The organism is Streptomyces sp. GLSS-08 (assembly GCF_056387915.1).
On record NZ_JBWJAQ010000008.1, the window covers coordinates 54,770 to 67,685 of the forward strand.

The window sequence follows — 12,916 nt, forward strand, 5'->3', positions numbered from 1 at the left end:
CACATCTGACGTACAGGAATATAGTAAGAGAAATGCTGCCTTCGGGCATGCTCTGGTGTGGTGGGTTTCCGGAGGGTCCATGGCCGGTTCAGTAGTCCACCTCGACGCGGATGCCGAGTCCCCGCGCACCCACGCCCTGGTCATCGGCGTCGGCAAGTACCCCCACCTCGCCGGTGGCGAGGCCCCGGTCGCGGACTCCGACGGCATGCGGCAGCTCAGCTCGCCCCCGCTCTCCGCCCGTGCCCTCGCGAGCTGGCTCCTCTCCGAATACCGCGACCGGGGACGCCCTCTCGGCAGCCTGTCCCTGCTGCTGAGCGAGGACCGGCCGACCCCCTTCGTGAACCCTCGCACCGGCGAGGCCCACGACATCGACGTCGCGACCATCGACAACATCCTCGCCGCGGTCACCCGGTGGTACGACCGGGGCGACAGCCACGTCGACAACCGCCTCGTCTTCTACTTCTGCGGACACGGCGTCTCACAGGGTGACGACATGGCACTGCTGGCCGCCGACATCTTCGCCGACCAGCACAACCCGCTGAACTGCGCCCTCGACTTCGCCGGGCTGATGAACGGCCTCAAGCGGTGCAGGGCCGCCCAGCAGGTGTTCTTCGTCGACGCCTGCCGGTCCAACTCCGATGTCCTGATCGAGAGTTCGGGCGCGCGGTTCGCCGGGCGCCTGCCGCTGGGCGCGGGGACCCGTCCGCTCGACCTCCCCCGGCGGTTCCACATCCCCTACTACGCCACCCTGTCCGGAGACCGGTCGCACGCCCGGCCCGGCCGGGTCAGCCTCTTCACCGAGGCGCTGCTGAAAAGCCTCGCGGGTGCGGCGAGCGACGATCCCGAGGGCGAGTGGCGCGTCAACACCTCCCATCTGCTCGAGGCCATCGACCACTTCATGCACCAGCCGCAGTTCGCCGGGGCGGTCGCGGGCGTGCAGGTCCCCTCGGTCGGCGAACTGCCCGTCTTCGTCCTGCACGAACTGCCCGGCCCGCCAGTCGTTCCGGTGTACGTGAGCTGCGCGCCCGCCCAGGACAACGCCACGGCGGAGTTCGTCTGCAAGGAGGACGGCTGCGAGCGGCTGCGGCGGGCCGCGGGGGAGGGCGGCGGCGCGGACCCGGAGAGCGAGTGGGCCATAGAACTGAGCTTCGGGGACTACGACTTCGAGGCGCGGATCGGCGACGAGGTGCTGCGCAAGTCCATCACCGTACGACCGGTCTTCCGCCGGGTGCAGCTGGTGCGGTCATGAGCACCGGCCTGAGCGTGACCGTCGCACTGGACCTTCACGAGACGGACCTCCCCGACGGGGCCAAGGTCGTCGGCAACATCTACTCGGCCGACGGCGGAGCCGCACATCGCAACGTCCTCTTCCCCTGCGGCACTTCGGCGCCGCCGGCCCGCTACGAGGTCACTCCCGGGCACTACGTCGTCTCCGCCCGGCTGCCCTCGGGTGCCGTTCTGTCCAAGGACGCCGAGGTACGGGAGGGCGCGCACACCGTGGTGACGCTCTGCACCGCGGGCTCGCCCTACGAGTCCCACTCCTGGCAGTACCTGATGGGCAACATCGAGTCCTACGGCGCCTACCACGACGGTCAGGCGGTTCCCGTGCCCCGGTCCCAGGGCGCGCGGTCCGGGGTCTGGGAGTGGGACTCGATCGTCGAACCGGGCCACGCGGCCTGGGTCGGCGACCCCAAGCCGGAGGGCTGGCACTTCACGACCATGCTCCCACTGGCCGACGGGCTGGTGCGGCGGTCGGCGGTGTTCGAGCTCGCCCGGTCCTCGCCGCACTCCGTAGGGAGCCTCGACCTCGGCGACGCGGCGGCCCGGCTCTACCGGTTCGGCCCGCACGGCCCGCTGGACGAGGACGGCGGACCCACCCTGGACGAGCGCACCGGGCCGCGGCAGTTCCTCGTAGTCCACCTGGCCGGCAACGAGTACGTCGTCACCCTGCCGGCCCCCTGGGGATCCGCGCAGATCGAGGTGCTGGTCAACGAACGGCAGAGTCCCAGCGGCAGCGCCGTCTCGGTCACCGTGCGCGACAGCCGGGTGGGACCCGCCCTCGGATACATGGTCCGCGGCGCCTTCGACGCGGCGGCGACGCTCGTCCGGGACGCGGAGACCATGCTCTACGGCCGGATGACCAACCCGCTAGCGGCGGTGGCAGGCGCCTACGTCCTGGTCGGCAGCGAGCTGACGGAGGAGCCGCACCGCTGGGACCCCTGGCTCGACCGGCTGCGGCACGAGTGCGACTGGATGAGCGACGGGTCCGTGCTGTGGGCCATGCGTCACCTGCGCCGGGCCCGGAACGAGACGGAACGGGCGGCGGCACGGGACGCGCTCGTCGAGGCCTTCGAACGCGGGGTCCCGGTCTTCACGCTGGGGCTGAGCCGTCTCATCCACGGCCTCTCCGAGTTCCCGGACGACCCCGAGTGCGCCGACCGGCTCGACCGCGCCCGCCGGCTGTCGTGGCGGGTCGACATGCGGGAACCGTTCGTGGTCGTCGCCCTGCGCAGGAGGTCGCAATGATCCGGTTCACCATGCTGCCCGGCGAGGACGGCGACTGCCTGCTCCTGGAGTACGGGGACGGCACATTCGTCCGCCGCGTCCTCGTCGACGGCGGACGCGCCCGTACCTATCCGCGTATCAAGTCCACCCTCGCCGGCCTCGACGGCCTGATCGACGTCCTCGTCGTCACCCATGTCGACCAGGACCACATCCTCGGAATCCTCGCCCTGCTCGACGACCCCGACCGGACCGTCGAGTTCGCAGACGTCTGGTTCAACGGCTTCGACCACCTGCTGGACGCCGAGGGATTCGGCGCCCGGGACGGCGAGAAGCTCACCAGCGCTCTCCTGGCGCAGCGGACGCCGTGGAACGACGCCTTCGGCGGACGCGGCGTCGAGGTCGGACGCCCGCTCGCCTGGTTCGACGACGGATCCACCATGGAGGTCCTCTCTCCCGACCGCGGCCAGCTGGAGCGGCTGGCCCCGTTGTGGACCGCGGAATGCGCCAGGCACGGCCTGATTCCCGGCCGGAACCCCGAGGAGAACCCTCCGGTGCCGGGCTTCGAGCACTTCGGCACCGTGAACGTGGCGCAGCTCGCCGCGTCCCCCTTCCGGGCCGACACCTCACCGACGAACGTCACCAGCATCGGCCTGCTCTTCGAGTTCGAGGGCCGGCGCATCGTGCTCACCGGCGATGCCGCCGACGGGCGGCTGGTGGCGTCGCTGCGGCCCCGGGCCGAGGCGGAAGGCGGACGGCTGCACCTCGACGCGCTCAAGGTCGCCCACCACGGCAGCGGTCACAACCTCTCGAACGAACTCCTCGGACTGATCGACTGCGACCGCTACCTGATCTCGACCAGCGGAGCGCGGCACCAGCACCCCGACGAGAGTGCCGTCGCCCGGATCCTCGAACACGGCGGAGCCGAGAAGGAGATCGTCTTCAACTACCGCGACCGCGCCGTGCCGTGGGACGTCCCCGGCCTGCGGGAACGCTTCGGCTACACCGTGACGGCACCGGGGCACGACGCGGAGGACGGGTTCGCCGGCTTCGAACTGTGAGGGACCCGCAGGGCCCGTCCACGGCTCGGCTATCCTGACCGGCGTACCGGACACGGGGTGCCCCGCACGAGGGCTGAGATCACACCCGTCGAACCTGAACCAGTTCGCACTGGCGGAGGGATGTCTCATGTCGTTGCCGCGTGCCGGCGGCGAGGCGGCCGTCGCAGGCCCGCAGCGCGTCTTCCCCGGGCGGATGCCCGCCGCCCCCGGTGACCTGCGCGTCGAGGCGCGGGGCAGCGTGCCGGTGCCCGAAGGCGCACGCCACGGCCGGCTGTCCACGGCGTGGTCCGCGCCCAGCCCGACCATGACCGGCGTGTTCACCGGCACGGTCGGCGTCGCACTCGGCCTCGACCTCGCCACCGCGCTCACCGCCGTCGTCCGCTGACCTCGCCCCCCGCACGCCGTCCCCCGTACGGAGAACCAGGTATGACACCGCCCGTCACCCCCGCCGGACCGTCCGCCGCACCGGCCCGCGTCCTGACCGTCGCCGGATCGGACTCCGGCGGCGGCGCGGGCATCCAGGCCGACCTGAAGACGATGCTCGCGCTCGGCGCACACGGGATGAGCGTGCTCACCGCGGTCACCGCGCAGAACTCCGTCGGTGTCCAGGGCGCCTGGGAGCTTCCGGCCGAAGCGGTGCGGGCGCAGTACCGCAGTGTCGTGGACGACATCGGCGTGCAGGCGGTGAAGACCGGGATGCTCGCCTCGCCCGAACTCGTCGCCACCGTGGCCGGGTTGCTCGCGGACACCGCCGCACCCGTGGTCGTGGACCCCGTGAGCGTGTCCAAGCACGGCGACCGGCTGCTCGCGGACGAGGCGCTGGACGCCGTACGTTCCGTGCTGCTGCCGGTCGCGACGGTGGCCACGCCCAACCTGGACGAGACGGCGCAGCTCACCGGCGTCCGTGCGACGGACGAGCGAGGCATGTCCGAGGCCGCGGAGCGACTGCTGTCCTACGGGCCGCGCTGGGTCCTGGTCAAGGGCGGGCATCTGCCGGGCGAGGCCGTGGACCTGCTCACCAACGGCACGGAGGCGCACTGGCTGCGCGCCCCCCGCCACGACAACCGGCATACGCACGGCACGGGTTGCACCCTTGCCTCGGCCGTCGCCGTGGGTTTGGCGCAGGGGAGGACGGTGCCCGAGGCGGTGCGGCTCGCGAAGGACTACGTCACGGGCGCGATAGCGGCGGGGTTCCCGCTGGGCGCCGGCCTCGGCCCGGTCGACCACGGCTGGCGGCTGCGCGCGGGCCACTGAGCCGCCGACCCGGGTGATCCTCGCCGCGGCCCCGCGTCGTGTCCGTCACCGGTGTCCGCCGCCCCGGGGCGGCACGGTGAGCGGGATCCGCGGACGGGCCGGCGGGGTGTACGCCCTTGTCCGGGGCCGCCACCAAGACCCCTGTGGCGCCGCACGGGACCGGGCGTGCGCCCTTGTCCGGGGCCGTCCGGAGACCCCCGTGGCGCCGAACGGGTGGACTCGCAGGAACGCGTACCGGGCGAGGGGTGTACCCCGGGGACCGGATGGTGACGTTGCCACTCGAAGCCCTGAGCGGAGTTCCAGTACTCCAACAGCAACCTCGTGCTCCTCGGCCTGGTGATCGAGAAGGTCAGCGGCCCCCGCCTCGGCGACTTCATCGAGAGGCGGGTCCTGCGGCCGGCCCGCCTGCGCCACACGCTGTTCCCCGAGGAGCACGAGTTCCCCGCACCGCACGCCCGCGGCTACACCGACCAGACGCTGAGCGGTGAGGTGGAGGACTCCACGGACTGGAACCCAGCTGGGCCTGGGCGGCCGGGCAGATGATCTCGGACCTGCGCGACCTGCGCCGGTGGGCGAAGATCGTGGCCACCGGCGAACTGCTCAGCCCGAAGACCCAGGCGCAACGGCTCAAGACGTTGCCGATCGGCGACCCCGGGACGAGCTACGGCCTCGGCATCTTCAAGTCCGGCGGCCGGCTCGGGCACAACGGCTCCATCCCGGGCTACGAGACGGTGACCGTCTACCTGCCGTCGAAGAAGGCCACCCTGGTGGTGATGATCAACACCGACATCCTCGTCGGAGAGCAGGAGCCGTCCTCGCTCGTCGCCCGGGTGATCACCGAGATCGCGACGCCGAAGAACGTCCACGACCGTCCGGTCCCCTTGCGTTGAGCGCCCGCTGCCTGCCGCCTGCTGCCCGCTGACGCCGCCCGGCCCTGCGCGGCCGACCGGGCGGCGGGAGTTGTCCAGCCGCTCGCCGAGCGAGCCGGTCGCGCTGCGCGCGGTTCGTCAGGCCGCGCGCGGCCGTGTGACCGCGCGCCGCACCAACCCGCGTTCTCCCGACTCCGGTTGATCCTTCATCACTCCGACACCTGCCGCCTCTGGTGCTTTCGGCGACGGCCCGGAAAGCTGATCCGGGCATGTCAACGCGACCGCCCGCTCCGCCCCCCACCGCGGTCGACCAGGAGGACGTAGTGAAGAAGAACTCACGCACCCGCCGAGTCTCGGTGATCCTCGGCAGCGCGCTCGCGCTGGTCGTCGCCCTCCCGGGCAGCGCGCTCGCCGGTCCGCCCACGGCCCTGCCGGCCGACGCGGACGGACTGGAGCAGACGTTCCAGCCGGCCTTCGACTACGACACGGACGGCTGCTACCCGACGCCGGCCATCGGCCCCGACGGGACCCTCAACGCCGGTCTCAACCCGTCCGGTGCCCTGAACGGGCAGTGCCGCGACTCCTGGGACCTCGACAACACCAACGGTTACGCGCGCGAGAAGTGCAACAACGGGTGGTGCGCGATCATGTACGGCCTCTACTTCGAGAAGGACCAGGCCGTGGCCGGCAGCAGCCTCGGCGGGCACCGTCACGACTGGGAGCACGTCGTGGTGTGGGTGCAGAACAACCAGGCCCAGTACGTCTCCACCTCCGCGCACGGCGGCTTCAGTGTCTACGGCCGCGACCGGATCCGGTGGGACGGCACCCACCCCAAGGTCGTCTACCACAAGGACGGCGTGCGCACGCACTGCTTCCGCCCGGCCAACTCCAACGACGAGCCGCCGGAGAACCACTCCCACGCCTGGCGCTTCCCGAGCCTCGTCGGCTGGAACGGCTACCCCGCCGGTCTCCGCGACAAGCTGAGCCAGGCCAACTGGGGCAGCGCCGTCTTCGGCCTCAAGGACGGCAACTTCAACGCGCACCTGGCGAAGGCCGAGCCGGCCGGCATCGCCTTCGACCCCAACGCCTGACGAGCACGCGCGGCGAGACCGGCCGTGCGCGTGCGGTAGGGTTCACCTGCGCGATCACGTGGGCCACCACGGGAACGCGGCGGGACGTGGCGCAGCTTGGTAGCGCACTTGACTGGGGGTCAAGGGGTCGCAGGTTCAAATCCTGTCGTCCCGACTTTGCGAAGTCGCAGGTCAAAGGCCGTACCGGACATCCGGTACGGCCTTTGACCGTTGCGCCGCCGGGCCCGGCTACTCGACCTTCGCCCAGTCGAGCGTGCGCTCCACCGCACGCTTCCAGCCCGCGTAGCCCTCCGCGCGCCGGTCTTCGGACCACTGGGGCTCCCAGCGCTTGGACTCCTGCCAGTGGGTGCGCAGTTCGTCGGTGTCGCGCCAGAAGCCGGTGGCCAGCCCCGCCGCGTAGGCGGCGCCGAGCGCCGTCGTCTCGGCGACGACCGGACGGCTGACCGGTACGCCGAGGACGTCGGCCTGGATCTGCATGCACAGGTCGTTGGCGGTCACGCCGCCGTCGACCTTCAGCACGTCGAGGTGGACCCCGGAGTCCTGCTCCATCGCCTCCACGACGTCGCGGCTCTGGTAGCAGATGGACTCCAGCGTGGCCCTGGCCAGATGACCGCCGTCGTTGTACCGGGCGAGGCCGACGATCGCGCCGCGCGCGTCGGAGCGCCAGTACGGGGCGAAGAGACCCGAGAACGCGGGCACGAAGTAGATTCCGCCGTTGTCCTCGACGGTCTTCGCCAGGGTCTCGCTCTCGGCCGCGTCACTGATGATCTTCATCTGGTCGCGCAGCCACTGCACGGCGGACCCGGTGACCGCGATCGAGCCCTCCAGGGCGTAGATCGCCGGGCTGTCGCCGAACTGGTACGCCACGGTCGTGAGCAGACCGTGCTGTGAACGGACCAGTTCCGTACCGGTGTTGAGCACCAGGAAGTTGCCGGTGCCGTAGGTGTTCTTGGCCTCGCCGGGCGCGTAGCAGACCTGACCGACGGTGGCCGCCTGCTGGTCGCCGAGCACGCCCGTGATGGGAATCGGGGCGCGCAGCGGCCGGGAGGTCCGGGTCACCCCGAACGCCTCCCGGTGGGACGAGGGGCTGATGGCGGGCAGCATGGCCCGGGGGATGTCGAAGAAGCCCAGCAGCTCGTCGTCCCAGTCGAGGGTTTCCAGGTCCATCAGCATGGTGCGGCTGGCGTTGGTCACGTCGGTGGCGTGGATACCGCCGTCGGGACCGCCCGTCAGGTTCCACAGGACCCAGGCGTCCGTGTTGCCGAAGAGGGCGTGGCCCTGTTCGGCCGCCTCACGGACCCCGTCGACGTTCTCCAGGATCCACTGGATCTTGCCGCCGGAGAAGTAGGTCGCCGGCGGCAGCCCCGCCTTGCGGCGGATGACGTCGCCCTGCCCCGAGCGTTCCAGCGCCGCGGCGATGGAGTCGGTGCGGGTGTCCTGCCAGACGATGGCGTTGTAGTAGGGACGGCCGTTGCGCGGGTCCCAGACCACCGTGGTCTCGCGCTGGTTGGTGATGCCGATCGCCGCCAGGTCGGTCGGGGACAGGTTCCCGTGCCGCATGGCGTTCTGCATCACCGAGTTGGTGCGCTCCCAGATCTCCACCGGATCGTGTTCGACCCAGCCGGAGCGCGGCATGATCTGGGCGTGCTCGAGTTGGTGCTTCGCCACCTCGTTGCCGGCGTGGTCGAAGATCATGAAACGGGTGCTGGTGGTCCCTTGGTCCACCGCGCCCACGAAGTCCGCCATGGGAATACGCCTCCTTCGCGGGCGTCAGGACTCGTCGGGTGAGGGGACGCGTCCGGGGGGCTCCGGCTCCGCCGTCGGCAGGAACCGGCCGATCAGGAGCTTGTACAGGCCGGCGCCGAGCAGTCCGCCGATCAGCGGGCCGATGATCGGCACCCAGAAGTAGAAGTTCCCGTACTGATCTCGCCAGGCTCCGCCGTATCCCGTGAGGAAGCTGGCCAGCCGGGGCCCGAAGTCACGCGCCGGATTGATCGCGTAGCCGGCGTTGGTACCCCAGGCCATGCCGATCGCGACCACGACGAGACCGATGATGAACGGTGCCAGGTTGGCGCCGGGCGGCGTGTTGAGCAGGTCCGTGATGGCCAGGATCAGCAGCAGCAGGATCGCGGTGCCGATGATCTGGTCGCGGAACGCGCCCCACTCGTGGACCGGCAGATTGGGGTTGCCGTTCGCCGGAAGGGTCGAGAACACGCCCTGTGTCTTGATGGTGTGGCCGGGGTCGGCCTTGGCCAGCGCCTCGGTGTAGTTCCAGCGCACCAGCAGGGCGGCCACGAAGGCGCCGGCCGTCTGGGCCAGCGCGTACGGTGCCACCTTGCTCCACGGGAAACCCTTGAACGTGGCCAGTGCGACGGTCACCGCGGGGTTGAGGTGAGCACCGCTCAGCCGTGCCGCGACGTAGACGCCGAGGGTCACGCCGAGGCCCCAGGCCCAGGCGATGCTGTCGTGGTTGCCGAGACCGCCCGCAGGCGTCGTGAGTGCGCCGCCGGCGACCACCTGGGCCACCACGCCGCAACCGAAGAGGATGAGAATCATGGTGCCGAGGAACTCGGCCGACATCTCGCCGGCCAGCCCCAGCCGCTTGAATCGTTCAGCCATGGAAGCCCACTTCCCACCGGCACGGAGCCGGCCGTCGACTGTCCGAGCCCTCCCCGCATCAGAATAGGACGATCAAGCGACAATCGCACAAGGGGCGCAATATTCACTTTTGTGGCAAGGGGTGCGTTCTCAGGACGGGTGCAGCGGGGAGCCGGTCAGGGCTTCGGAGGGCCTGCCGTCCACGCCCTGCGGGATGTCGCCCGCGAGCATGACGCGGTGCATGACGCGGGGGTGGTCGAGGTGGCCGGTGTCGCCGGGGGCGAGATGGACGGTGGCCCGGTTGTCCCAGAAGGCGACGCTGCCCGGCTCCCACCGGAAGCGGACCGTGTACTCGGGGCGGGTCGCCTGCTCGACGAACATCTCCAGCAGCCGCACGTTCTCCGCGCGGGACACGCCCAGGATCCGCTCCACGTAGTACCCGTTGACGAACAGCAGGCGCTCGCCCGTCTCCGGGTGCACCCGCACCAGGGGGTGCACCGAGGCGACCTGATGGTCCTGGAGGTGCTGGAGGTAGGCGTCCTGGCCGGGACGGGGCTGGTATCCGACGCCGAGCCGGTGCTCCGCGCGCAGTCCCTCGGCGAAGCGCTTCACCGGCTCGGACAGGCCCGCGTAGGCGGCCGCCAGATTCGACCAGGTGGTGTCCCCGCCGTACGGGGGGACGGTCTCCGCGCGCAGGATGGTGGCCGCCGGCGGATCGATCCGGGCGCCGTGGTCGCAGTGCCAGCCCCGCAGCAGCGTGTGGCGGCGCCGCTCCAGCCATTCGTCGCGGTCCATGCCGTACCGCCCGGCCAGCTCCAGCCGGTCCGCCGTGGTCTCCACCTGCGGGAAGTCCGCCGGGGACGCCGTGCCGCGGGACCGCAGGGCGACCGGTTCCCCGAAGCGGCGGGCGAGCGCCACATGGGCGGCGTGATCGAGGTGCTGGTCCCGGAAGAACACCACCTTCCAGCGCAGGACCGCCGCCCGGATCGCCGCGACGACCGCGTCGTCCAGGGGCCCTGCCAGGTCGACTCCGCCGATCTCCGCGCCGGTGTGGCCCGAGGCCGGCCGCACATCGATACCGGCGTCCGCTGTCACGTCTCACTCCGTTCCGTCGAGTCCGGTGGGCCGCCGACCGCCGAAACCCGGGTCGCGGCCCGGTTGATCGCTACCCGCCCCCGGCCCTGCGAACCCGTACGGGGCCCGACGCGCCACCACGGTGGCGGAAACGGCAGCCGCCCCGGCCGGAGTGATCCCGGCCGGGGCGGCTGTGTGCGGACGGCGGGTCCGCGGGGGTGCGTCAGGCGAGGATCGCCAGTGCCTCGTTCCACGTCTTCGACGGGCGCATGACGGCCGTGGCCCTGGTGACGTCGGGCTGGTAGTAGCCGCCGATCTCGGCCGGCTTGCCCTGCGCGGCGATCAGCTCGTCGACGATCGTCCGCTCCTTGGCGGAGAGCGTCTCGGCGAGCGGGCCGAACGCCTTGGCGAGGTCGGCGTCCTCGGTCTGCGCGGCCAGCTCCTGGGCCCAGTACAGGGACAGGTAGAAGTGGCTGCCGCGGTTGTCGATGCCGCCGACGCGACGGGTCGGCGACTTGTCGTTCTCCAGGAAGGAGGCCGTCGCGCGGTCGAGCGTGTCGGCGAGGACCTGGGCGCGCGCGTTGCCCGTGGTCGTCGCGAGGTGCTCGAAGCTGGACGCCAGTGCGAGGAACTCGCCGAGGCTGTCCCAGCGCAGGTAGTTCTCCTTGACCAGCTGCTGCACGTGCTTCGGCGCGGAACCGCCCGCGCCCGTCTCGAAGAGGCCGCCGCCGTTCATGAGCGGCACGATCGAGAGCATCTTGGCGCTGGTGCCCAGCTCCAGGATCGGGAACAGGTCGGTCAGGTAGTCGCGCAGGACGTTGCCGGTGACGGAGATGGTGTTCTCGCCGCGGCGGATGCGCTGCAGGGAGAACGCGGTGGCCTCGACCGGGGACAGGATCTTGATGTCCAGGCCCTCCGTGTCGTGCTCGGGCAGGTACCGCCTGACCTTCTCGATCAGCTGGGCGTCGTGCGCGCGGGTCTCGTCCAGCCAGAACACGGCCGGGTCGCCGGTCGCGCGGGCGCGGGTGACGGCGAGCTTGACCCAGTCCTTGATCGGGGCGTCCTTGGTCTGGCAGGCGCGGAAGATGTCGCCGGCCGAGACGGCCTGCTCCAGGACGGTGTTCCCGGCCTGGTCGACGAGGCGGACCGTGCCGGTGGCGGGGATCTCGAAGGTCTTGTCGTGGCTGCCGTACTCCTCGGCCTTCTGCGCCATCAGACCGACGTTCGGGACGGAACCCATCGTCGAGGGGTCGAAGGCGCCGTTGGCGCGGCAGTCGTCGATGACGACCTGGTACACGCCGGAGTAGCTGCTGTCCGGCAGGACCGCGAGGGTGTCGGCCTCCTGGCCGTCCGGGCCCCACATGTGGCCGGAGGTACGGATCATCGCCGGCATGGAGGCGTCGACGATGACGTCCGAGGGGACGTGCAGGTTGGTGATGCCCTTGTCGGAGTCGACCATCGCCAGCTCCGGGCCCTCGGCGAGCTCGGCGTCGAAGGACGCCTTGATCTCGGCGCCCTCGGGCAGCGCCTCGAGGCCCTTGTAGAGGCCGCCGAGACCGTCGTTCGGGGAGAGACCGGCGGCGGCGAGGGTCTCGCCGTACTTCGCGAACGTCTTCGGGAAGAAGGCGCGGACCACGTGACCGAAGATGATCGGGTCGGAGACCTTCATCATCGTGGCCTTCAGGTGCACCGAGAACAGCACGCCCTCGGCCTTGGCGCGGGCGATCTGCGCGGTGAGGAACTCGCGCAGCGGCGCGACGTGCATCACGGACGCGTCCACGACCTCCCCGGCCAGGACGGGTACGGACTCGCGCAGCACGGTCGTGGAGCCGTCGTCGGCCGTGAGCTCGATGCGCAGGGAACCCGGCTCGGAGATGACCGTGGACTTCTCGGTGGAGCGGAAGTCGTCGACGCCCATGGTCGCGACGTTGGTCTTCGACTCGGTGGTCCAGGCGCCCATGCGGTGCGGGTGGGCCTTGGCGTAGTTCTTCACCGAGGACGGGGCGCGGCGGTCGGAGTTGCCCTCGCGCAGCACCGGGTTCACGGCGGAGCCCTTGACCTTGTCGTAACGGGCGCGGATCTCCCGCTCCTCGTCGCTCTTCGGGTCGTCCGGGTACGCCGGCAGCGCGTAGCCCTGCTCCTGGAGCTCGGCGACGGCCGCCTTCAGCTGCGGGATCGAGGCCGAGATGTTCGGCAGCTTGATGATGTTGGCCTCGGGCGTCTTGGCCAGCTCGCCGAGCTCCGCCAGGGCGTCGGGGATGCGCTGGCCCTCCTCCAGGTACTCGGGGAAGAGGGCGATGATGCGCCCGGCAAGCGAGATGTCACGGGTTTCCACAGTGACACCGGCCTGCGACGCGTATGCCTGGACCACCGGCAAGAACGAATGGGTCGCCAGGGCCGGGGCCTCGTCGGTGTGCGTATAGATGATGGTCGAGTCAGTCACCGGTGCTCCGCTCCACGTCTGCAA

At 70.9% G+C, this 12,916-nt stretch carries 9 protein-coding genes, 1 tRNA gene, 2 pseudogenes and 1 riboswitch; of the genes and pseudogenes, 8 read left to right on the plus strand and 4 right to left on the minus strand.

The window, feature by feature from the left end:
• Positions 1-79: 79 nt before the first annotated feature.
• The 8 genes and pseudogenes from AC0ZLC_RS16110 (at position 80) to AC0ZLC_RS16145 (ending at position 6,931) form a co-directional block, all read left to right on the plus strand.
• The gene (locus AC0ZLC_RS16110) at positions 80-1,249 is read left to right on the plus strand and encodes a caspase family protein (protein ID WP_476752643.1); all 1,170 of its coding nucleotides are present in this window, start codon (positions 80-82) and stop codon (positions 1,247-1,249) included.
• Positions 1,246-2,526 carry a hypothetical protein gene (locus tag AC0ZLC_RS16115; protein ID WP_476752644.1) on the plus strand — a complete coding sequence of 427 codons (1,281 nt, stop codon included), beginning with the start codon at positions 1,246-1,248 and terminating at the stop codon, positions 2,524-2,526. The genes AC0ZLC_RS16110 and AC0ZLC_RS16115 overlap by 4 nt, the downstream gene beginning before the upstream one ends.
• The gene (locus tag AC0ZLC_RS16120; protein WP_476752645.1) at positions 2,523-3,563 is read left to right on the plus strand and encodes a ComEC/Rec2 family competence protein; all 1,041 of its coding nucleotides are present in this window, start codon (positions 2,523-2,525) and stop codon (positions 3,561-3,563) included. The genes AC0ZLC_RS16115 and AC0ZLC_RS16120 overlap by 4 nt, the downstream gene beginning before the upstream one ends.
• 43 nt (positions 3,564-3,606) lie before the next feature.
• A riboswitch (TPP riboswitch) is annotated at positions 3,607-3,701 on the plus strand.
• A pseudogene (locus AC0ZLC_RS16125) lies at positions 3,691-3,942 on the plus strand (cytosine permease); the annotation flags it as partial. Its footprint overlaps the riboswitch before it by 11 nt.
• A 47-nt stretch (positions 3,943-3,989) precedes the next feature.
• On the plus strand, positions 3,990-4,817 hold the full coding sequence (gene thiD / locus AC0ZLC_RS16130) for a bifunctional hydroxymethylpyrimidine kinase/phosphomethylpyrimidine kinase (RefSeq protein WP_476752646.1): 828 nt from the start codon (positions 3,990-3,992) through the stop codon (positions 4,815-4,817).
• Positions 4,818-5,108: 291 nt separating this feature from the next.
• Positions 5,109-5,707 (plus strand): annotated as a pseudogene (locus AC0ZLC_RS16135) (serine hydrolase domain-containing protein); the annotation flags it as partial.
• Between the two features lie 302 nt (positions 5,708-6,009).
• A complete protein-coding gene (locus AC0ZLC_RS16140) occupies positions 6,010-6,777 on the plus strand; it encodes an NPP1 family protein (protein WP_476752647.1) in 768 nt (255 codons plus the stop codon).
• Between the two features lie 80 nt (positions 6,778-6,857).
• Positions 6,858-6,931 (plus strand) — tRNA-Pro (locus AC0ZLC_RS16145).
• A 74-nt stretch (positions 6,932-7,005) separates the two neighbouring features.
• Here the strand turns inward: AC0ZLC_RS16145 and glpK are convergent.
• From glpK to AC0ZLC_RS16165, 4 genes are all read right to left on the minus strand, one after another.
• Positions 7,006-8,523, minus strand: a complete 1,518-nt coding sequence (gene glpK, locus AC0ZLC_RS16150) for a glycerol kinase GlpK (protein WP_476752648.1) — start codon at positions 8,521-8,523, stop codon at positions 7,006-7,008.
• Between the two features lie 24 nt (positions 8,524-8,547).
• Positions 8,548-9,396, minus strand: a complete 849-nt coding sequence (locus tag AC0ZLC_RS16155; RefSeq protein WP_476752649.1) for an MIP/aquaporin family protein — start codon at positions 9,394-9,396, stop codon at positions 8,548-8,550.
• 129 nt (positions 9,397-9,525) lie between these two features.
• Positions 9,526-10,470 (minus strand): TauD/TfdA dioxygenase family protein, encoded by a 945-nt coding sequence (locus AC0ZLC_RS16160; RefSeq protein WP_476752650.1) that lies wholly within the window; start codon positions 10,468-10,470, stop codon positions 9,526-9,528.
• Between the two features lie 202 nt (positions 10,471-10,672).
• On the minus strand, positions 10,673-12,892 hold the full coding sequence (locus AC0ZLC_RS16165) for an NADP-dependent isocitrate dehydrogenase (protein WP_476752651.1): 2,220 nt from the start codon (positions 12,890-12,892) through the stop codon (positions 10,673-10,675).
• Positions 12,893-12,916 lie beyond the last annotated feature (24 nt).